Origin of the sequence: Nostoc sp. DedQUE07 (assembly GCF_034530975.2) — a bacterium.
Classification (GTDB): Bacteria; Cyanobacteriota; Cyanobacteriia; order Cyanobacteriales; family Nostocaceae; genus Nostoc.
The window spans coordinates 86,511-109,643 of record NZ_JAVRCC020000014.1; the positions used below are offsets into that span (position 1 = coordinate 86,511).

The following is a 23,133-nucleotide window of genomic DNA, read 5'->3' on the forward strand; positions in this document are numbered from 1 at the left end:
TCTTAATTACGAACTACGAATTACGAATTACTAATTACTATGAGAGTTGCTTTGTTTGGAACTAGTGCCGATCCGCCAACTGCTGGACATCAAGAAATTCTAAGTTGGTTGTCTGAGCGTTATGATTGGGTAGCGGTTTGGGCAGCAGATAATCCATTTAAGTCTCATCAAACACCCTTAGAACATCGGGCGGCAATGCTGCAACTGTTGATTGCAAATATAGACGCGCCACGGCACAATATTGCTTTGGAACAAGAATTGAGTAGTTTCAGAACGCTGGAAACAGTGGAAAAAGCCAAGCTTACTTGGGGTAAAGACGCTGAATTGACATTGATCGTTGGTTCAGATTTACTGAGTCAGCTACCACGTTGGTATCGCATTGAAGATTTGTTACAGGAAGTGCAACTACTGATTGTACCGCGACCCGGATATGCAATAGATGAATCTAGTTCAGAGGTAGTGCAAAACCTGGGAGGGAAAATTGCGATCGCTAGTCTGACTGGTCTAGATGTTTCCTCAACAGCCTACCGCGAACATAGAGATCCCCAAGCCCTCACAGCCCCTGTAGTTGCCTATATTAATCGAGAGCATTTGTACGAATGCCAGGACGTTCACCAAAAAAGATACCAACTCCGTTAAACCAACAACCTTTGGCCGATTTCAAGGTTGGTGTTGATAATGTAATTTTTTCTGTAGATACTGTACAAAATCGGCTGTTAGTTCTACTAGTAATGCGGCAGCAAGAACCATTTTTAAATCATTGGAGTCTTCCCGGTACTTTGGTACGTCCAGGAGAGTCTTTAGAAGATGCCGCTTATCGCATTATGGCGGAGAAAATTAAGGTCAATAATCTCTATTTAGAACAACTCTATACATTTGGCGGGCCAAATCGCGATCCACGGGAAGCAACTGATAGTTATGGTGTGCGTTATTTATCAGTTAGTTACTTTGCCCTAGTGCGATTTGAAGAAGCCGAATTGATTGCCGATCGCATGACTGGCATCGCTTGGTATCCGGTCAAACAAGTGCCGCAATTAGCTTTTGACCATAACGAAATTTTGGCTTATGGGCACAGGCGATTGCGAAATAAATTAGAGTATAGTCCGGTGGCTTTTGAAGTCTTGCCAGAAATGTTCACCTTGAATGATTTATATCAGTTATACGCCACAGTTTTAGGTGATAACTTTTCCGATTATTCTAATTTTAGAGCGCGTCTACTCAAGTTAGGTTTTTTATGCGATACCGGAATTAAGGTATCACGAGGTGCTGGTCGTCCAGCTAGTTTGTATAAGTTTGACGCCGAAGCTTTTGCTCCCTTAAAAGATAAACCTTTAGTGTTTATTTAACCAATCTCTACCCCAAGTCAAGAGTTAAAAGTCTGAAGTCCAGAGTAACTTATGACTCCTGACAAATGACAAATGACCAATGACCAATGACAAATAATATGAAAATTGCGATCGCTCAAATTAATCCGACAATTGGTGATTTGCTTTTAAATGCCCAAAAAATCCTGGAAGCGGCACAACGAGCCGCATCTAGCGGTGCGCGTTTGTTGCTGACACCAGAACTTTCTCTGTGTGGCTATCCACCAAGAGATTTATTATTAAATCCTAGTTTTGTGGAAGCGATGGGCATCACTTTACAAAACTTGGCTGAGGATTTACCACCAAATTTAGCTGTGTTAGTAGGAACTGTTGAATCGAATATCAAAGCAGATATTAGTGGCGGTAAAAGTTTATTTAACAGCATGGCTTTGTTAGAAAATGGCACAGTCAAGCAAGTTTTTCACAAGCGACTTTTGCCTACTTACGATGTCTTTGATGAACGCCGTTATTTTGAAGAAGGCTTGCAAGCTAATTATTTCACTCTCGATAATATCCATATTGGCGTAACTATTTGCGAAGATTTATGGAACGATGAGGAATTCTGGGGCAAACGTAGTTATGCAGTAAATCCGATTGCTGACTTAGCAATTTTGGGTGTAGATTTGATTGTAAATTTGTCTGCTTCTCCCTACACCGCTGGTAAGCAACAGTTTCGTGAAATCATGCTCAGGCATAGTGCAATACGTTTTCAACAACCAATGATTTACGCTAATCAGGTTGGCGGAAATGACGATTTAATTTTTGATGGACATAGTTTTGCCTTAAATCGTCAAGGTGAAATTATGTGTCGCGCTCGTGGTTTTGACACTGATTTAGTAGTAGTAGAATTTGACGAGGCGCAACACGATTTACAGTTGGGTTCTGTAGAACCGATGTATGAATCGGAAGATGAAGAAATTTGGCAAGCGTTGGTTTTGGGAGTGCGAGATTACGCTCGTAAGTGCCGCTTTTCTAAAGTAGTATTGGGGTTAAGTGGCGGGATTGACTCGGCAATAGTAGCTGCGATCGCCACGGCTGCACTTGGTAAAGAAAATGTCTTGGGTGTTCTCATGCCTTCCCCTTACAGTTCCGAGCATTCCATCAGTGATGCTGAAGCATTAGCCGAAAATTTGGGAATTAAAACTCATCTTTTACCAATTGGCGAGTTAATGCAAGGCTTCGCTCGCACTTTAGATGATTTGTTTGCGGGTACGGAGTTTGGACTGGCTGAAGAGAATATCCAATCTCGGATTCGCGGTAATTTATTAATGGCGATCGCTAATAAATTTGGCTATCTGCTTTTATCTACCGGTAACAAGTCAGAAATGGCAGTTGGTTACTGTACTCTCTACGGCGATATGAATGGCGGTTTAGCAGTAATTGCAGATGTACCTAAAACCCGTGTGTATTCACTTTGCCATTGGTTAAATCGCCATAATGAAATCATTCCGCAAAACGTCTTGACTAAAGCACCCAGCGCCGAACTCAAACCAGGCCAAGTCGATCGAGACTCTCTACCGCCTTACGAAATTTTGGACGATATTTTGCAACGCCTGATTCACAACCACCAATCAGCAGCACAAATTGTTGCAGCCGGTCACGATGCGGTGATTGTAAACCGAGTAATTCAAATGGTGGCGCGGGCTGAATTTAAACGGCGACAAGCACCCCCCGGTTTAAAAATTACCGATCGCGCCTTTGGAACCGGTTGGCGAATGCCAATTGCTAGTAACTGGGTTGGTATCAAAAATGCTTACCAGACTAAAACCACAGCTACACCTAACCTTAGTTTGTTGTGATGGACAAAATGCTCATCCACAAATCAAGTAATTAGTTATCAAACCTCTTCCTGTCTTGAACTTTTATTAAAGTCTGTCCTTCTCTGAGGCGAAGAGGGACAGGTTTTACATTCTTCGTTAAAAGTCGTGTGATTTATCCGTAAACGGTAATGATTTTGATTAATGGACGAGAGGGATAGCTACATTGAAGGTGAAATTGTCTAGTTAAAAGGGCGTAAATCTAGCTGTCGGAGACATTGCTCAACCTCTGAACTCGAACCATATTACCGAAAAAAATTTAATAGATGTCGCCAATAAATAGTTTTTTCTTCAGTGTAATATCTGTGAATTTTTGTGTGCTTAATCATAAATTAATAGTAAAAATTGTGACATCATCTTTTAGTCAAGAGTATAGTTTCAAACAACATCAATTTTAAAAATGATGTTTATACTTAGAAGTAAGTAAATGAAAGCAGGTGCATAATGAAACTACAAGATTTCTTGGGAAAAGATGAGAAATGGTCATTTGATGCGATCGCAGAAGATGCAGACTTGGCTCGTCAGATTCAGATATTGTTAATCGGCTTAGGTTTGCTGGAACCTCCAGCTGATGGTAAATTTGGCCCTGTTTCTGTGATATCTCTCAAAAAATTTCAAGAATTAATAAAGACTGAAGAGAGTGGTTTTTTAGGAGCAGTCACAGCCAAGAAACTAATCGAAACCAAAATAGACGATCTTCCTCAACCCCCCTTAAAACTAGGCAATGACATCGCTAGTAAGATTGTGAAATATATGTTAGCCAAAGGTTATCAAGTATTTACCAATCCCAAAGAATACAACATTGTTTATGTAGAGGGTATCAATGGAGACTGGACTCTCAACAGTGATACACCCAATCAATTTAACGATCGCCGGATTGTTATTGAAGTAGTAAATGGCGTTCCCAAAATCGTAGATCACTGGGAAGCTACTACAGAACCAGGGAAGTACTACACTTACAATCCGATGAATCCCAAAGGAGCAGCTAGGATTCAGTTTGGACAATACAAAGCTTGGGCTGTGGGTACTCACGGTACAGCCGAGCCTCATGAAGCATTAGTGCAAGTTGGAGATATAACAGTTTGTAGAGATTTCAACCAAGATTTTAAACGGACTGGCGACAAACTTGATACAGGTGATAATTTTTATGTGAATCAACACTACGGCTTTGATTTCCCCCGAAATGATATTCGCCTTGCTAGTGCAGGTTGTTTAGTGGGACGTAGCCGTGAGGGACATAGAGAGTTTATGGCAATTATTAAACAAGACCGACGTTATGTCGCTAATCGCAAATATACTTTTTACACTACCGTGATTCCTGGGGATGATTTACTGTAAAGTTTCCAGGATGAAGTAATGGTTAGTTGGTAGCATTTGTTGTTGTGATGCAACGTTTAGTAAGGTAGCACAGATGTGCTACCTTAGTTTGTCTAACTTTGTTCTTGTGGTTTCCCTATCTGTGCCGTCAATTTCTCTTTATCCTGCCTGCGTTTTTTGGCGTAAAGTTGAATAGTGACTGCCATCAAAATAATCATGGCGAAAATAGCCCAAGCAGCCATATCTGTAGGTAAATTATTCTTAAACACAGCCAACAAAACGATCGCTACTAACATAACTGTAGGCGCTTCATTTAAAGCACGTAATTGCTGACTATTCCAGCGACATTCATCTACTGCTAATTTCTTCATCAGCCGAGCGCAGTAATGATGATAGCCAATTAAAAGCGCCACAAACAGCAGTTTGATATGCAACCAACCCTCTTTTAAAACGTCCGGTTCAGTGGTTAATAAACCGATGGCCATTGCGATCGTCACAAACATTCCTGGGTTAGTGATGATAGAGTAAAGGCGCTTTTCCATAATTTGATACTGATTTTTCAGTATCGTTCGTGCTGGTTCAGGTTCAACGTTCGCTTCAACGTGATAGATAAAAAGACGTACTAAGTAGAATAAACCAGCAAACCAAACTACAAATCCGACAATATGAAAGGCTTTAAACCATGAATAAGCCATGAATCATAATTTCCTTTACTTGTAATGGTAATAACAAAGTAGTCAGGAGCCAGAATTCAGAATTCAGAATATTCCACCTGAAAAAGGATGGACTTTTAACAAGAAATAACATTTGAATTCTGCCACTCAATCTTCTATTTAGTGGGCTACAATGATGATTTTGCATCCTCTACTAATTAATTCTGACTCCTGAATTCTGACATTCATTTTTATAATATCCATTTTTGCCAAAGCTATAGCAATCCTAAATCATTCGTAAGACAAAACCAAGAACAAATGACCAATTGACTTAGGACAGTCAACACCAAAATTCTCACAAATCAAATAGGATTGCTATATATTGTCAATGAGCATCTTTACGACGCACAAAGGGTAAAAGGTCTTGCAAAATCGTCTCGTGGTAGTGTTCTTGAGGATAATGTCCGACGTTATTAAGTTTTATTAATTCGGTATTTGGTACGGAATTGGCAAAGTTTTCGGCAATGTCTATAGGTAGCCAAGGATCAATCATACCCCATTGAATCAGAATTGGTTGTTGCCATTCTTTAAAGCCAGTTTGGATTTCGGTCATGGCTGAATCAAGCTGTAAATTGCGAATACTTGCTAAGAGACTTCGACCAGACGAAGAAGCAGTTAAAAATGGTTTTCGATAAACATCTAAATCCTTATCTCCTATGCGATAACGGCTTCCGCCTTCTAGCGTTCGATCGACTAATAAGGGGTCTTGGGTCATGACTTCACCTGCTAAAGGTAAACCCATTTGTTTAATTTTCCAGGGTAATTTAGCAGCAGTTGAAATTGGTGTATTTAAAATAGCTAAATTGGCAATTTGTTCTGGATGACGCAAAGCGTATTGTAGTCCTACAGAACCTAAAAAACCTTGGACAACTAAAGAAAAATGTTCAAGTTCTAAAGCTTTGACAAATCCTTCTAAAGCTGTGATAAAAGCATCGGGAGTGTAAGCAAAATCTCGTTTTTCTGGTTTGAAAGAATTGCCGTAACCAATCCAATCTGGTGCGATCGCTCTTGTCCCCTGATTCGCCAAAGCAGGTATAATATGACGCCAACTGTAACTTTGTGAAACTAAGCCGTGTAGCAATAACACAGGCGCTAAGTCACTTCTGCCGATTGGTAAAGATTCCCGATAAAACCATTCCAGTGAATCTACATTGATTTTATGTTCTTTTATTGACACGCTATTTTCCTATATTGGGCATTTGTCATTTGTCATTTGTCATTTGTCATTTGTCATTGGTCATTTGTCATTTGTCATTTGTCATTGGAAAAGAGGAGGCAGGAGGCAGAAGTTCTAAAATGTTTGAATTTTGAATTTTGAATTTTGAATTTTGAATTTTGAATTGATTTCTCCCCTACTCCCCAGTCCCCATTCCCTGAGAAATAATCATCTCACGAATCGCATAAGCTGTAGCGGGTGCTAGTAAAACGCCGTTGCGATAGTGTCCGGTAGCTAGGAGGACGTTACTAAACCCTGGCAACTTACCAATAACTGGGGCTGGGCGACCTTCAGGGCGGGGACGTAACCCCGACCAAGTGCGGAGAATATTTGCTGTGGCTAATTCTGGACAAAATGCGATCGCTTGTTCTCTAAGAGATTTCAGCAGTTCTTGATTTGGTTGTATCTCATCGCCATTGCTGGGAAATTCCACTGTTGCGCCTATCCAATAATCTCCACCGCTCACAGGAACAATATGGACATCATTACCCGTTATCGCTGGCTGGAAATCGGGATTTCCTAATGGATGCCCCACACGCATTTGCAAGGCTTGCCCAAGTACGGGGCGGATATCAATTATCTGATTTAATTTTGCTGTTAGTGGGGTTGAACCTAATCCTGCTGCAATTACAAACCAATCAGCGGTTATTTTTCCTTCTGTAGTCTCTAGTTGATGGCAAAATTCAGGTGTTGAGGTTGGGGCATCCAAAACAGTCACACCAAATTTGAAAGTTACACCATTTTGCTGGGCAGCTTCAACTAAAGCCAATGTCAGGGCAGTTGGATCGATCTGGCGGTCTTGCAAAGAATAGACAGCGCCAGTAATTTTTTCGTTATTAATTTGAGGACAGATATTCTGGAGTTTAGCCGTGTCCCAAATTTCTAAATTCCAGCCTTGAGAGTGGCGAATTTCTACTAACTTTTCCCATGCTGACATCCCCTCTAGGGAGGAATCAGATAAAAGCATCAGAATTCCCTGACGATTAAAAGGAATTTTGCGACCTGTTAAAGCTTCGAGTTCAGGAATCAAGGTTTCATAGCGTTGGATGCTAGTTTGCCGCATCTGCCAAGCCTTGCCCTTGATTTTTTGGCTGATTGCGCCCATCAAAACGCCAAGTGCAGCGCCCGTGGAAGCTTGTGCTGGTGGTTGGCGATCGCAAACTGTGATTTTCAGCCCTTTTACTAAACTCAGTTCGTAAGCGATCGCAGCCCCAACTACACCACAACCGATAATAACTACATGACTCATTGCTGTTTTGAGGCAAAAATCGAGAGATGTGGGAGATGAGGGAATAGGGGGAGAAATTTTTTCTCTCCCTCATCCTCCTCATCCCCCTTTGCTCATCTTACCTTGGGCTTAACTTGCCTCTGCTTCACTGCTGGTATTAGGAAGCAAGTCGAAGAATTTGTCAATCTCTGCAAAAGCATCTTGGGATTGATTCAAGGCAACTAGAGGATTGCCTGCACTAGTAGCTTTATCAAGCTTAACCAAGTCATTAAACAAATCTCGTGTTATTTGACGTGCTTTGGGTTGGTCATTGGGTAGAAGGTTGGAAGTGACATAAGTCAGGTTCAGCCTTGCTTCTGTCATGGGCCCATGTATAAAGTTACGCACATTGATCCAATCACCTCTTTTAATCAGGGTTGTTAACTCTTGTGAGCGATCGCGCACAGCCTGAATTTCAGGAACATAAGCCTGAATTTTTTCAAGTTGTACTGCTGTGTAAGTCGGAGGTGCTACCGCAACACCAGGGCCACCACAACTAATCAGGAATGTGGCCAATAATACTAGGAAAAATGAAAAAATCGAGCGTTGACGCACCATATATTGAACTTAATTGCTTTTGGTTTACCGATTAACAGTGTCATTTTAGATCGCTAGCGGAGTTAATCGTTCTTGTCAGCCAAGGATTTTGCAGAAAATCTTGATATTTTCTTCAAAGAACAGAGTTTCATCTGCTTTGGAGTAATTTTTAAGTACAATTACTTAATAGGTGTTAGGCAGTCCCAACAAGAAGCGATTTTTGGCTTCTGTTAGTAACGAGGATTGTTAGGAAAATATGATTTAGAGTTGCTAAATCTCAAAGGTCTTGATAAGCTGAAACACCAATAATATAAGCCTTCTGGCGGTTTTTATGTCTTCACATCCTTGAAGATGGCGACGCAATATAGGAGTGTTTTTTAGTGAACGCAGCTGAACAGGCAACGAACCTTGAACTCGCCAGCAACATTGCCACGGTAGTTAATTTGTTCAAATTTGAGTTTCCTGATGCCAAATCCGATCTCAAACCCTGGAAAAATGACCCGGAAACTAGGGAGTTAGTCGATCCAGATTCTATAGATATTGGCTTTCACTTTCCTGGTATTAGCAAATCTTGGCGAAGTCGCAGTATTTTAATTCAAATCCGATTTTATCAAGATCCCATCAATAATTCCCGGCGTGCGATCGGCGTGGAGGTGGCGGGATTCGATCATCGTGGTGAGGCGTGGCGACTTTCTACGGTAGAAAACTGGAGTGTTGTCGGCGCATCTTCGCCTTCTGGTGAAATCGAGGAAAAGCTCAAGCAGATTTGCCGACAGATTTTAGAAGTTTTTAATAAACCAAGTGAATAAAATCAACAATGACAGCACAACTAGAAGTTGTTGCTGCTTTTGAATTACAGCAGATTGCAAGTTAATGAAGTACAAAAATACCCCTCCCTAACCTCCCCTTGGAAAGAGGAGGGAACTAGATTGGGAATTTCCCCCCAATACAGCGGAGGGATTAAGGGGGGTAAAAGATGTACTTCATTTAGATGCAAACTGCTGTAATTTTAGAGGATGTCTGAGAAGTATTAAATATTTCGCTTGATCCCCCCTAGCCCCCCTTAAAAAGGGGGGAACCGGAATCAAAGTCTCCCAATTTATCGGGGGATTTAGGGGGATCTACAAGTCTCAAATACAACACCAAAAAGTTTTCAGACATCCTCTTAGAATTACTAAACATCCTCTCAAATTATCTTTAGAGAACTACAAATTTTTGTACGAGAAAAGAATAAGTGCATCTGCCAAACTAACCAAGATTTTACCCGCCAGGCTCCCATTGAAAGGTGTTCTGTAGATGATAGAGATAAGTCAGAGCTATGTTGATCGTAGTGTAACCATTTGGCTGGTAAGTGTCCCATCGGTGTCATCGGGGACAATTTAAAAGTTAGTTGCTCATAGTCTAACCAGTTTCCCTCTTTTCGCCAACCAAGGCGATCGCCTAGTCTCTTTTCTGTTTCATAATCTACTTGACCACCCATTTCACTCCAGATAGTTTGCTGAACACTGAAACCGAAATAACCATAACTATATTGTTCCCAAAGTTCATCAATGGTATGGATGTCTTGACAACAAAAATTATCAATATCTTCCTTATAAACTTCATTCCAATAATTCTTCTTCATGGCTTTTAGCATTAATTTAGCTGTTTCAATGTCAGCTTCTTTCCACTTATGCTGCGATAGGAGATATCGCAATTGTGTATAATCAATATCTTTATTGCTGAAAAATTCTTTTGTCAATGTAAGATTGTTATCAGTCAGTTCCATCAATCCTGTTTCTTCAACATTAGATAGAGAAACTGTAGAGACAAAATCTACTTCTGCTATTCCTAGCATTTTTCTTTGATCGGTAAGTTGCTTAGATATATAGTTAGCTATTAAATCAATACCCTTGTCTAAAAAGACAAAATTTTCGCTCGAATCTAAATTACAAATTTGCCAATCTAATAATTTAGATTGAATAAAAGCATCTTTTAATCTAGTTTTTTTATCATAACTTGTCACCATAAAATCGAGAAAAATTTCAGAAATTATCTTGGCTTCTTCAAGGTTAAATAAATTTGACTGATACTTTAAAATATTATCCCCTAAATTTTTAATATCTCCGACAGTTGCGTAAAAATATTCATCTATTTTTACGAATTCATCGATTAAAGATTGAAAAGGACTAAAGTAATCTTGTAAAGAATTCTCAAAATTGATTGCTGTCTGGGCAATTTTTGCTATTTCTTGACGAATTTTATAGGCTTTACTTTGATACTCATAAAGCTCTTGATAGGTATCTAAATCTTCAACTATTTGCTGAACAATTTCTTTTTGTTTTTTTAAATCTTCCGCAAGTTTTTTAATTCCTTCACTAAGCAAGCTAATTTTTTCTAACATCAAAAAATAAGCATTACTTAATAATAAAACTGCTTTAAAGTTTTCTTCTTTCTCCCATCTTAGTTCATTAAGTATTTGGGGATTTTTATAATTCTTTAGTTCTATCTTGCTTCTTTCATCTTCTAAATTTTTTATTGTCAAATATTTCTGTTTGAATAATTCCTTCAAATCATTAATTAAGTTTAACAAAAAATTGTGATAACTATCTTTATAACTGTTTAGAAAGACAATAATCTGATTGTAGTCTTTAATAAATAATTGAATTTCATCAAAAATCTCTCCCTGACTAATTTTTTCTTTTCGCTTAATTATTCCTCCAAGTTTATGATGATATCGAACACCTTCTTTAATTAATCTTTGACGTTCTCTAATTTCTTTTTGAACCGTTTCTATACCGTGATTTTTGAGAATTGGTAATTGATAAGTTCGCTCGTAGATGGAAATACTTTTATAAGTAATTAGTTGTCTTTGCTGTTTAGTTAACATGACCTTAATTTTCACAAACATTAATAGTTCTTAAGTTATTACCCATTTCAACACCTTGGGGTTTTTGTCATAGCGATAGGTAAAACCATCTTTGGTAGTAATGGATTTACCAAGGCTAGCTTTACTTCTGATAGTATTAATGGGAGAGTTTGTTAATGTCTGCATTTCTTTATGAGAAAGTCCTACAATTGTGTCTATCTCTATCGATATTTCTGGTTGGTTTTGTGATTGATTATCGGGTAAAATATCTATTGTAGTTTCAGGATTTACGGAACTATTAGTGACAATTTCTTTTGCTTTTTGCAGCCGATAATCTTGCACAGTCAAAAGTTGCCAACTGGAATCTTGTGAAAGTTCCAAAACCCATTGATGATAATTAAATAGACTTTCTCGGTGTCCAACACTGATAAAAGTTGTTTTTGTTTCTTGCAACTGTTGATATAAATTGCCTTCATTATTCAAATCCAAAGCGCTAGTTGCTTCATCTAATATCGTGAAGCTAGGGTTAGTAACTAATAATCGTGCAAAAGCCAGACGTTGTTGTTCTCCCAGCGATAATATATTCTCCCAAGGAACTTCTGTATCAAAGCCTTCAACTCGATTTAACAAGTTTTGCAGATTTACTTGTTGTAAAATGTCTTTGAGTTCTGGGTCGGTCATTTGACGATTTGTATTAGGATATATTAACTGTTCGCGCAAAGTTCCTAAGATTATGTAAGGACGTTGGGGTAAAAATAAAACTTCTTCTAGGGGAGGTCGCACCAGGCGACCAGTTCCCGCATTCCACAAACCAGCGATCGCTCTCAATAGAGAACTTTTACCTCGACCACTAGGGCCAATAATTAATAAACCTTCACCTGGTTGAATAGACACTGACAAATCTTCAACAATCACCTGCTCATAGTTTGGCGTTTGTAAGGTGACATGCTCAAAAGCAAGATGGTTTTCTTCTATTGTTTTAATCGTACTAACGTTCTCTGGTTGTTTGGTAACAGCTTCTAAGGCATCTGAAAATTCAGATAAACGCTCAACATAACTAGAAAATCGTCCGGAATTCCCAAATTCTCTAATTAATGTTGCCATAGCATTGGCAAACGAATTACAAGCTATACTGGCTTGAACAACTTCTCCAAAATCAGCTTGACCGCTCATATATATAGGTGCGAGTACCAAATATGGGAATATTTGGATAGCAGATTTATATGCTCCGTCAAATAGTTCTTGATTGTTCTCCCAATTAATCTTGCGTTCGATATTTTTTAGGAGATTAATAAATCTTCGTTGAATTATATTAGATTCTTGATTTTCTCCCTGGAAAAAAGCTATTGATTCGGCATGATTACGAACATGAGTCAGACAATAATTGTATTCTGCTTTCAGTTCTAATTCCTCTTGATTAATTTTATTCAATTGTTGACCCAAATAAACAGCAATCAAATTGCCTACGATCGTATAAACAACCAGAACAGTTGCAATAAATTGGGAAATTGACCAAATGATTACTAAAAAAGTCGTCATTTCCAGCACTTTTTCTAGAAAAATAGCTGAAAACGAGAGAGCATTACTGGTAATGGGTTCTATTTCTTGAGATATTCGTTGATCTGGATTATCAACATCGGATCTAAAGTTGATTCTATAATAGGCACGATTGCTAAAATATTTTGATAATGTATGATTATTTAACCATTTGTACCAATCAAGAGCAATTTTTTTTCTAACAAGTTTAGAAAATCCGCTTAATAGTGTTATGCAGATCAGAGCAGCGCTGAAAACTACTATCGTCTTAATAAAGTTAGGATAATCTTTCTCTTCAATTACATCGGTTATATAGCGAGTAACAAAGCTATTAAAAGCCGTTACACCCACTAGTGCGATTATTAATAAAATCAGGAGAATGAGCATCCCCCATATCCGAATCACGTCTGAAAATGCTCTTTCCCCTGACTTGGTTGGATACCAGTAAGGGCCAGCGATCGCTCTGACGCTCTGCCAAAATTTATTAAAATCCGAAGGAGAAGGATCGTTCATTAAGGAGCGATCGCGAGAAACTTTAGTTTGCATATTCTAAAATAAACTGAACATATTTTTGGGATTGAAATATAGAAAAATTCAATGATTAAACAACATAAGCAGGATTTACGCAAAATTATAAAAAACTAACTGCAAATGACATAAATTCAAGAGGTTTTAAAGAGATATTAGGTAAGTTATAACAGGATTGAATATATATCATAAATTTTGAATATAGATATAAATTATGAACTCAATTAACAATTAGCTATTTAAAAAAATAGCTAATTTAAAACATCAAAGAATAATTTGAAACTAGTAGAACTTTTAATCAACTTTCACTATGCAACGCTAAATTTAGGATACCAAAGAAACTGCATCATTCTTGCTAGAAGGTGTATCAGTAGCGATCGCAACTGCATTACTAACATTAGGGAGTTCATCTTCCACAAACCGTAGGCGAGGGTACAAGTAGGCAATAGAGGTTTCTAAAATGGTCAAGACTCCCATAATAATCAGTAGAAGTCCCATACCACGACCAGACCCAACACCGATGATTTGTCCGATGCTTCCCGCCAAATAACCATCAGTAGCCATTAAGGGTTCAAAAACCTTCTCAGCTAAAGGCCCAATCGTGATGTAGCCTAGAGGTAAAGCAGCCGCTTCAATCGCGCCTTTGATCGCAAAAACTCTACCTTGCACACTAGGTTCTACTTTTTTTTGCATGACAGCTTGCGTAGAACTGGAAACGATCGGTTGTGTCAAAGAGAATAAGAAAATGCTAGCAGTGAAGATGACAAGAGAGGGTTGCAAACCGGCGGCGATAATAAATACACCATTTAACAGCATACACCCGTATATTGCATAGATGTTGCGTTCTAGTCCTCCCCAGATACTCACGAGCAAGCCGCCTGCTAGAATAGCAATGCCAAATAGTGAAAGAATAGTTCCTAGAATGCTTACTGAAACGAAATTCAACACTAGCGGAACAGTAATGACATTAATACCTCCCACAAGATAAAGACTGGAAGCTGAGAATAAAATTAGTCCCAGCAGTCCGGGTCGAGCGGTCAAATATGTAAATCCGTAAGTTGCTTCACTGAGAAATGAACTTTTTGCAGTTGTAACAACACTTGTGTTGACTTGCGGGAACCGAACCAGCATCAGGGAGACAACAGCGATCGACACACTGGTTACGTGAAGCAAAATAATCCCTTGGAAATGAACAATGCTTAGTAGAATACCTCCGAGAGTTGGTGCAATGATTATGGAAATGCCATACATCAGACTCATCAGACCGTTAGCACGATTGAGGTGCTGTTTTGGCACAAGTAAGACTGTTGATGCTGTATAAGCTGGCATGTGAAAAGCCATGAAAACAGCAGTGAAGGTATTGGCTAAGTAAATATGCCAAACTTCCAACCGACCCATGACAAATAAAACGCCGATCGCAATTGTTCCCAAACACGCCAAGACATCAGCGAAAATCATCGTCTTGCGGCGATCCCACCTATCTACCAAAGGCCCAGCTATCGGGGAAATTAAGATTAGCGGTAAAGTATTAAACAGGGAAATTAAAGCAAACTGGGTGACTGAGCCAGTGCGATTATAAACCCAGATATCTAAGGCAAAGGCAGTGGTACTGGAACCAATCAAGGCGATCAACTGTCCTATCCAAACAATGATAAACAGTTGCATTTCCCGCAAAGCAGTCAGTCTTGTTTTTTCTATCATTTGTACGTTTGACATCATAATCAGGTATTTTCTAGCTTTTTACTGTTCAAATCTTTTAATTACGAATTACGAATTACGAATTACGAATTACGCACGGCATTGAGAATTATACTTTTGAAATAGTAAACCAAGGTCACTCAGGCGGCATTCGGGATTATTAATTAGTACCTCAAGCAGCACTAAAAACTGAGTTACCACACGGCTAATAGTAGTAGCATCAAACAAATCTATTTTGTAGCACCATTTTCCTTCAATACTTCCTAATGTTGTTTGTTGAAGATAAATATCCCAATCAAATTCTGCTGTTTTACTTTCAATTGACCAGGGATGAACAGTTAAATTTGTCAGTTTTAAATCTGATGGAGGCAAGAAGTTAAACATCACTTGATATAGCAAAGAGTGGCTTGGTTCTCGTTTTGGCTGTAGTGCTTCTACTAACTTCACGAAGGGAATTTGCTGGCGATCGCAGGCTGCTAAAAAACATCCACGTACCCGATCGAGCAATTCTCTCAAACTTGGATCGCCATCCAGATATGTACGTATTGGCAATGTGTTAATAAAGCATCCAATAAGTCCTTTCGTTTCTACTTGCTGGCGATTGGCAAAAGGAGCGCCCACGATAATATCTGACTGTCCGGTGTAATAGAACAGCACTATTTTGAAGGCTGTTAGTAGAGTCACGAATAGAGTTACATTGTGCTGTTGGCTCAAATGTTTAAGAGCATTTGTTAGGCTTTTAGAAATAATGAAAGTTTGACTTGCACCTTGAAAAGTTCGCACTGGTAAGCGCGGGCGATCGCTAGGTAACTTTAGTAAAAGTGTACTATTACTTAGTTGCTGTTTCCAGTAGTCAAGCTCAGACACGAAAGCCGGACGAGCAACCCACTGCTGTTGCCAATGGGCAAAGTCAGCATATTGAATGGGTAAATCGGGAAGTGGTGAGGGCTGACCATGACAAAATGCTGCGTATAATTTTGTTAGCTCCTGTAAAAACACACCCACAGACCAACCATCAAAAACCAGATGATGGATAGTTACTATGAGTAAATGCTCGGCATCAGAGAGCCGCAGCAGTTTAATGCGTAACAATGGGCTTTGTTCTAAATCGAAAGGCTGGTTTTTTTCCTCAGTTACAAATCTTTGAGCCAGAGCCTTTCGCTCAGTTTTAGATTCAGAAAGTTTTCGCAAATCTATCACTGAAAATGGTAGGATAGGCTCCTGAATAATTTTCTGAACAACTTGTCTATCCGTAATAGTAAAAGTAGTTCGCAAAGCTTCGTGACGACGGACAATTTCCACGAGGCTTTGCACCAAGGCATTTACGTTGAGTAAACCCGTCAAGCGATAAGCCAGGGGAATATTGTAGACGGGAATGCCCGGATTTAATTGAGCTAATATCCAAAACTCAAGCTGAGTCAAAGAGATTGGCAACTCTTTTGTATTCCGAGGTACTGGTTTGAGAGATAGAGTCAACTCATTTTGACAATAAGGCAAAGGGGAAAAAGGGGATAAGAAAGAATGATTATTTCTCCCCCGCTCCCCTGCTCCCCTGCTCCCCCGCTCCCCTGCCTCTTTTTGGCGGTATTCTGAAATCTGCCGATCTAGTTCGACTATTGTCGGGTAATCAAACAGACAGCTTATGGGTAACTCCATCTTGAAGGTTTCTCGCAACCGAGCAATGACTTGCATTGCTGATAAAGAATGCCCTCCTAATGCAAAAAAGTTGTCATGGATACCAACTTGTTCCAACTCTAAAACATCGCTCCAGATTCCTGCCAGAACCTCTTCACTCGCAGTACGGGGTGGGATCAAGTCTGTAGAGATGTTACGTTCCCTACTCATAGGTATTGGTAAAGCGCGGCGGTCTGTTTTGCCACTGCTGGTTAAAGGTAGAGCATCCAGCAACTTGACAAAAGCGGAAGGCAGCATATATTCTGGTAGCTTTTGTTTGAGGTAACAAAGCAGTTCGCTGGTATCTAGGTGCTGTTTGGGGACAATGTAGGCGACTAGACACTTGTTCCCCGATCGCTCAACTCTTGCAATAACTACTGCTTCTCTTACCTGTGGGTGCGCGGCGAGTACGGTTTCAATTTCTCCTAGTTCAATGCGAAAGCCCCGCACCTTTACTTGATTGTCAATACGACCGAGAAATTCGATGTTGCCATCAGGTAAATAGCAAGCGCGATCGCCTGTTTTATACAAACGACTTCCATCCTTGGTAATGAATTTCTCAGCAGTCAATTCCGGGGAATTAATATAACTTCTGGCGATCGCCACGCCGCCAATATACAGTTCTCCGGGAACTCCAATCGGTAATGGTTGCAGATTGCGGTCAAGAATGTAGATTTGCGTATTTGCGATCGCCCGACCAATGGGCGGAAGTGGCGACCAATTGCTGACAGCATTGTTTAGAGTAAAACTTGTTACTACATGGCTCTCCGTCGGGCCGTACTGATTTTGCAGCGTACAATCAGGAAGCTCTCTAAAAAAGTTGACTAAAACAGGAGTAACTTGTAACTGTTCTCCTGCCGTGATAATTTGACGCAAAGATGCAGGATAGGATTGAGAAATAGAAGCGGCATGAGCTAATTGCTGAAGGGCGACGAAGGGCAAAAACAGTCTTTCTACCTTTTCTTTAGCAATTAATTGTAATAATCCGAACGCATCCTTTTGTACTTCTTCGGTGATTAAAACTAAGGTTCCGCCGTTACACCAAGTAGAGAAAATTTCCTGAAAAGAGACATCGAAACTGATAGAAGCAAATTGCAAAGTTTTGGCACAACTAAAAGCACTTTCTTCTATTTGCCAATGTAAAAGGTTCGCCAAAGAACGGTGACTCATGGCTACACCTTTGGGTTTGCCGGTTGAGCCTGAAGTATAAATAACATAAGCCAAGTTCTCTGGTGTTACTTTACTAACAGGATTCTCCTCGCTGTTTTGGCAGAAATCTGATTTATCTAAACAAACTACTGTTAATGGTAGCTGGGATAAGGCATTGGATGAATCTGTAAGTAACACCGACGCTTGAGAATCACTCAACATATAATTTAAGCGTTCTTGGGGCGATCGCGGATCTAAAGGTACATAAGCACCACCAGCTTTGAGGATTGCCAAAAGTCCTACTACCATCAACAAAGAACGCTCAACGCAAATCCCTACCCGCATTTCTGGTTTTACCCCAAGTTTTTGGAGATGGTGCGCTAACTTGTTAGCCTGACAATTTAACTGCTGGTAAGTCAGTTGTTGGGATTGGAAAGAGACTGCTACTGCATCCGGTGTCCGTTCCACCTGTTCTTCAAACAACTGAGCAATACATTTGTGAGGAGAATCTGTTTGGGTATCATTCCATACCAAAAGTTGTTGCTGCTCGACAGCAGTTAGCATAGGTATCTCGCTTACTGTCTGCTCGATATTAGCGCCCATACCCTCTAATAAAGTCACAAGATGCCCCATCATCCGGTGAATCGTTTCCCCATCAAAGCGGCTACCATCATAAAGAATGCGTAGGGATAACTCTTGTCCCGGTACAGCGATGACTGTGAGCGGATAATTAGTTTGTTCAATGACTCGCCGTTTAGTAATCTGGATGCTGCTACCTGGATTTGATAAAAACGTATCTTGTGGATAGTTCTCAAACACCACGATGCTTTCAAACAAAGGTAATTCTGGGGGAATTTCACTAATAGCCTGAATTTTGACTAACGGACACCAAGAATATTGCGATCGCTCTACCTGTTGAGTCTGCAATTGCCTCAGCCATTGCCATAAAGGAGTCGCTGTTGGGACTTTCACCCTTACTGGTAGAGTATTAATGAATAGTCCCACCATAGATTCCACCCCCGATAAAGTGGGAGGACGACCGGACACAGTTGCGCCAAATACTACCTCAGACTCATCAGTGTAGCGACTGAGTAAAATTGCCCAAGCTGCTTGTACGAAAGTTGAAACTGTTAGATGATATTGCTGTGCTTGGGACTGTAAAGCAGCAGTTATGGGCAACGATAAACAGTAGTGCTGTTCGTGGTAGGTTTTTAGTTGTGGAGAATTTTGCACCTCACCCCGATTTAGTAGCAAACGGGTAGGACTAGTAAATCCTTGGAGTTGTTGCCGCCAAAAAGCTTCTGCTGCTCTCAAATCTTGTTGTTGTAACCAATTTATGTAATTTTGGTAAGGACGAGGAGTATTTAAATATAAATATTTGCCTTTAAGTAAAGCATTGTAAAAAGTAAAAACCTCTTTGCAGAGAATCGGCCAACTCCAGCCATCAATCAGCAAGTGATGAAAGCTCCAGATAAATTCGTAAGTATCATCAGCAACTCGAATTAACGTGAAGCGCATGAGTGGAGCTTTGTCAAGAACAAAGCCTTGGACTCGATCTGCTTGTAAGAAAGTTTCTAGGCGCTCTTGTTGTTCTTTTGCAGATAAGGAACGCCAATCATAGTTCTGCCAAGGTAACTCTACTTGCTTACATACTACCTGGAGAGGCTTTTCCTGCTTTTCCCAAACAACAAGAGTACGCAAAACTGGGTGACGCTTCACTACTCGCACACAAGCCTGCTGAAGTACTGTAATATCTAGATTTCCAGAGAGCGTGAGACAGAACTGCTCAAGATATACTCCTGATTCTGGCTCGTGCAGAGTATGAAAAAGCATACCCTTCTGCATAGGAGAAAGAGGGTAAATAGATTCAATATTTTTATTTTTAATTATTTGCAGTTTGCTCATATAAGGCTATTATTTTATTTTTGAAAAGATAGGTACGCCTCTTTATCCAATTTTTATTGTTCGCCATATGATATTTAATTTCCTACACTCAAGTTATGAAATCAGATTTATTTATATAACTAGGAAGAATCGCCAAATAATACTCCATCTTTTTGCCCTAAATACTTATAAGCTATTTGACTATTTGATTCTTGAAATTGTCTCATAATATCTTCTTTTTCTTTCGGCAAGAGAAGTAGATCATCAATTAAAACATTTGGCAGCATTGATACTAATTTACATATTGTTTTATTATCAGATAAAAAGCTCAAAAATTTTTGATAGTTTGACCAATAACTATCATCTAACTTTATAAATCTAGCTAAAACTCTTTCATTTAAATTATTTATTAACTCTTTAATTCCTACGCTACATGCTCCTAATTTGACCATGTAACAGTAAGAGAATTCTAAAAAATCATCTTGTTTTCTTAGATATATAACTACCTTAATTTCGTATTCTTTTAACAAATCTTTTATTTTTGCAAGTGTTTCAGGTTGATAAAAGATTTCAAAAGAAGTAAAAGCTTCTGCGGAAATTATCACATTTTTAGGGTTAATAAAGTCTATTTCTGTTTTCAGTTCTTCCCAAATTGACATTGAAAGTGTATTATCCTTGTCTTCCAAACCCATTAAAAAATGGGCTAAAGTATTATGACAGTAACGGTTAACTATTTCTCTGGCATTATGTTTTATACCAGACATAGGATACAAATAACCGGTTTCTAAAAATTTATCCCTATTGTTAAACAATGCTTTTTGTAAACAAGTTGTTCCGGTCTTGGGCATTCCAATGTGTAAGTAAATTGTTGTCATATCTCTCTAATCGATGGCGTAATTTAAAAGATATTTTTTATAAAAGTTGAGCGATCGCACACTAAAACTGAAAGTATACAAAGGGTTGAGGACTAATTGCTGTCAGCCGAAATATTGTTGAAACCAACACCCCAAATAAAACAGCAAAACTCAAACTAGGAATTTTACGCCACCAATCGGCAAACCAACCCTTATAAGCCGCCCAGTGGAGGATAATTAAAGGTAGAAAAATCCATGCAATTTGGAAATTTAGGTTTTCATAACCAAGAGAATTAAAGAATAAAAAGGATTTTTCTATTTTTACAGCACTGCTGAGATCGTTACTCCGAAAGAAGATTGCAGAGGCACAAAACCAATACAATGTTAGGGGGATACCTAGCATCTTTCTCAATGGTACTAATTCCTTATAGGGAGCAATCCGAGATGACCATTGCTTGTGAACAACTAAGGCGATTCCATTTAATCCACCCCAAACTACAAAATGCCAAGCAGCCCCATGCCACAGTCCTGATAAAAGCATCAAAATGAGAAGATTTCTATAGCCAAACAGTTCTGTGCGTTCAGCTTTTGGCCGCTTTCTCATTAAAGGAATATAAACATAGTCTCGCAACCAACTGTAGAGAGTTATGTGCCAACGTTGCCATAAATCAGTGATATTACCGGAAAGGTAGGGAAAATTAAAGTTTAAAGGTAGTTTGTATCCAAGTAAACCGGCTGAAGCGATCGCCATATCAGAATAACCAGAAAAATCGCAGTATATCTGGATGACGAAAGAAATAACAGCAATCCAACAACTCAAGAAAGTATAGTTTTCTGGATTCGTAAAATACTGTTCTACTAAAGGCGAAAGATTATCAGAAATGCAGGCTTTCTTAAAATACCCTACGAAAAAAAGCATTAAACATCCTCGAAAATCAATCTCGCTTAAATTTTTTGGGGTTAGCAGTTGAGGTAAAAAGGTGGATGCACGGACAATTGGCCCTGCAACCAGTTGAGGGAAAAAAGTTACAAATAGAGAAAAATCCCAAAAACTTTTAACAGGTTTTAGTTTACCTAAATACGTATCAAGGGAATAACTCAGAGTTTGAAACGTGTAAAAACTAATGCCTGCTGGCAGAATAATTTTAAGGGTTGTAAGGCTTATAGGTAAACCCAAAAAAGCTAATAAGTTTGCAGCAGACTCAGTGAAGAAGTTATAGTACTTAAAAAACCCTAATATTCCTAGATTTGCTACTAAACTAAGTACCAACCATGCTTGGCGCTGTTGCTGATTGATTGGCTTATTCAGCAAAGCATCCCAATTTCCAAAACTTGTAGCTTTTCTCTTCTCTACTATATCACTTGTTGAGATTACTGGTTCTGATACGGAGCGATCGTTTTGCAAATCATTAATTTGTGGTCTAGACAGCATTAAACCGACAAAGTAATCAATGACTGTCGATAGCAAGAGCAAAAAAAGGAATCGCCAATCCCAAGCACTATAGAAAATATAACTACAGACTAGTAGCCAGAATTTCCGATGATTGTGTTTCTCCAAAGCCCAATAGATGCAGAAAACAATCAGAAAGAAAAATAGAAACCGAAATTCTGTAAATATCATAAATTATTTAAGTATTGAGCAAATTTTGATGCCAATAAAAGTGTGAATTCTTGAGCGCCTTGATAATTGAGATGGGCGCTATCAATTCTGCGATCCACTTCATATAAATTACTAAACTTCTTAGGATTATTAAAAGCAAAAAGGGTATCGATATATCCTGATTGATATGCTTTGTAAAGAGCAGATGGGTTGGAATCAGTCTCTAGGAGTGGCGGAATAAAAAAGACAGCTTCAATTTTCTTGTTGTTAATTTGCTGTTGTTCAATTCGGGAAGCAATATTTTTCACCATTTTCGCTCCATATATTATAGATGTATTACTAAATACACTTTCTGAATTTAAAGTGGCTAATTTTATTTGTTCATCTTTGAGATGTTTTTGATAAGTATTCAACCCATTTGTTCGGAATATAGTCTTCCATTTATCAGCTTTTTTTTGCCAATCTATTGCGTAATATCCAGATTCTTGTATGAGCCTATCCTCAGATACTTTTGCTAATGGATCTGCATTTGATAAATCTAAATTTAATATTCTCTCCTGCCACAAAGTAGAAAGCTGACCAATCCCTAGCCATCGGTAAATAAAACTTTGAAAGTTAGCGTATATATATGGAACTTTTACTTTCCAACTATCAATTGATGATTCCAAAATTAATTGGAAATTTTCTAACGTTTTCTGAGGAGTATGCCAATATATTTCTTGAGCGGAAGTAGAACCAATGTTTGTAAATAGGTCAACTGAACAATCTAGAAATATCCACTTTAAGTTTGCTGGTTCTAAAGCCAGAATTTTTTGTAAGTAAAAATCTAGTTCTGATACATTTGCACCTGCAATACCAAAGTTGAAAGATTTTACACTTTTACCCTCTGTTGTCATGTATTTATCAAACAATTTCGGGATTACCCCAAAGTACGTAGTACTTGGCCCTAGAAAAATAGCGTCATAATCATCTTTGTGTTCAGTCAAATATTGCCATTTAACACTGATTTCACCAAGGTTTTGGATAGTCTTGTAATAGGGTAAAATTAGATTCAAGCATCCAGAAGAAAAAAATATAGTAATAATAAAAATTAAGCTATAGCCAAACATCACTAATGGTCTTAACATGATT

Annotated in this window: 16 protein-coding genes; 5 read left to right on the top strand and 11 right to left on the bottom strand. The window is 38.8% G+C overall.

The genetic code is table 11. The features are described from left to right. Positions 1–39 precede the first annotated feature (39 nt). From RMZ95_RS13780 to RMZ95_RS13795, 4 genes are all read left to right on the top strand, one after another. Positions 40–639: a nicotinate-nucleotide adenylyltransferase gene (locus tag RMZ95_RS13780; RefSeq protein WP_322683039.1), complete on the top strand. Its 600-nt coding sequence runs from the start codon at positions 40–42 to the stop codon at positions 637–639. Next, on the top strand, positions 600–1,346 hold the full coding sequence (locus RMZ95_RS13785; protein WP_163929288.1) for an NUDIX hydrolase: 747 nt from the start codon (positions 600–602) through the stop codon (positions 1,344–1,346). The genes RMZ95_RS13780 and RMZ95_RS13785 overlap by 40 nt, the downstream gene beginning before the upstream one ends. A 98-nt stretch (positions 1,347–1,444) precedes the next feature. Beyond that, complete coding sequence (locus RMZ95_RS13790; RefSeq protein WP_322683069.1) at positions 1,445–3,163, top strand: NAD+ synthase; 1,719 nt, start codon at positions 1,445–1,447, stop codon at positions 3,161–3,163. Between the two features lie 462 nt (positions 3,164–3,625). Continuing rightward, positions 3,626–4,519, top strand: a complete 894-nt coding sequence (locus tag RMZ95_RS13795; protein WP_322673949.1) for a peptidoglycan-binding protein — start codon at positions 3,626–3,628, stop codon at positions 4,517–4,519. A gap of 92 nt (positions 4,520–4,611) precedes the next feature. On the opposite strand, the gene hemJ is transcribed toward RMZ95_RS13795, so the two are convergent. The 4 genes from hemJ to psbQ form a co-directional block, all read right to left on the bottom strand. Then, positions 4,612–5,193 (bottom strand): protoporphyrinogen oxidase HemJ, encoded by a 582-nt coding sequence (gene hemJ, locus RMZ95_RS13800; protein ID WP_322683040.1) that lies wholly within the window; start codon positions 5,191–5,193, stop codon positions 4,612–4,614. Between the two features lie 343 nt (positions 5,194–5,536). Beyond that, positions 5,537–6,388: an alpha/beta fold hydrolase gene (locus RMZ95_RS13805; RefSeq protein ID WP_322683041.1), complete on the bottom strand. Its 852-nt coding sequence runs from the start codon at positions 6,386–6,388 to the stop codon at positions 5,537–5,539. A gap of 175 nt (positions 6,389–6,563) precedes the next feature. After that, positions 6,564–7,676, bottom strand: coding sequence for an FAD-dependent oxidoreductase (locus RMZ95_RS13810; RefSeq protein ID WP_322683042.1), 1,113 nt, complete (start codon positions 7,674–7,676; stop codon positions 6,564–6,566). Between the two features lie 108 nt (positions 7,677–7,784). After that, positions 7,785–8,252: a photosystem II protein PsbQ gene (gene psbQ / locus RMZ95_RS13815; RefSeq protein WP_322673945.1), complete on the bottom strand. Its 468-nt coding sequence runs from the start codon at positions 8,250–8,252 to the stop codon at positions 7,785–7,787. Positions 8,253–8,611: 359 nt separating this feature from the next. On the opposite strand from psbQ, the gene RMZ95_RS13820 reads away from it, so the two are divergent. After that, entirely contained in the window at positions 8,612–9,040 is a 429-nt protein-coding gene (locus RMZ95_RS13820) for a hypothetical protein (protein WP_322673944.1), read from the top strand. Positions 9,041–9,417: 377 nt separating this feature from the next. On the opposite strand, the gene RMZ95_RS13825 is transcribed toward RMZ95_RS13820, so the two are convergent. From RMZ95_RS13825 to RMZ95_RS13855, 7 genes are all read right to left on the bottom strand, one after another. After that, entirely contained in the window at positions 9,418–11,100 is a 1,683-nt protein-coding gene (locus RMZ95_RS13825; protein WP_322683043.1) for a GUN4 domain-containing protein, read from the bottom strand. Between the two features lie 30 nt (positions 11,101–11,130). Further along, the gene (locus tag RMZ95_RS13830; RefSeq protein WP_322683044.1) at positions 11,131–13,161 is read right to left on the bottom strand and encodes an ABC transporter ATP-binding protein/permease; all 2,031 of its coding nucleotides are present in this window, start codon (positions 13,159–13,161) and stop codon (positions 11,131–11,133) included. Positions 13,162–13,467: 306 nt separating this feature from the next. Further along, complete coding sequence (locus RMZ95_RS13835) at positions 13,468–14,862, bottom strand: MFS transporter (RefSeq protein WP_322683045.1); 1,395 nt, start codon at positions 14,860–14,862, stop codon at positions 13,468–13,470. 69 nt (positions 14,863–14,931) lie between these two features. After that, positions 14,932–19,569, bottom strand: coding sequence for a non-ribosomal peptide synthetase (locus tag RMZ95_RS13840; protein ID WP_322683046.1), 4,638 nt, complete (start codon positions 19,567–19,569; stop codon positions 14,932–14,934). A gap of 119 nt (positions 19,570–19,688) precedes the next feature. Then, on the bottom strand, positions 19,689–20,423 hold the full coding sequence (locus RMZ95_RS13845; protein WP_322683047.1) for a hypothetical protein: 735 nt from the start codon (positions 20,421–20,423) through the stop codon (positions 19,689–19,691). A 61-nt stretch (positions 20,424–20,484) separates the two neighbouring features. Next, on the bottom strand, positions 20,485–22,023 hold the full coding sequence (locus RMZ95_RS13850; RefSeq protein WP_322683048.1) for an MBOAT family O-acyltransferase: 1,539 nt from the start codon (positions 22,021–22,023) through the stop codon (positions 20,485–20,487). Next, on the bottom strand, positions 22,020–23,129 hold the full coding sequence (locus tag RMZ95_RS13855) for a hypothetical protein (RefSeq protein WP_322683049.1): 1,110 nt from the start codon (positions 23,127–23,129) through the stop codon (positions 22,020–22,022). The genes RMZ95_RS13850 and RMZ95_RS13855 overlap by 4 nt, the downstream gene beginning before the upstream one ends. Positions 23,130–23,133: the final 4 nt, after the last annotated feature.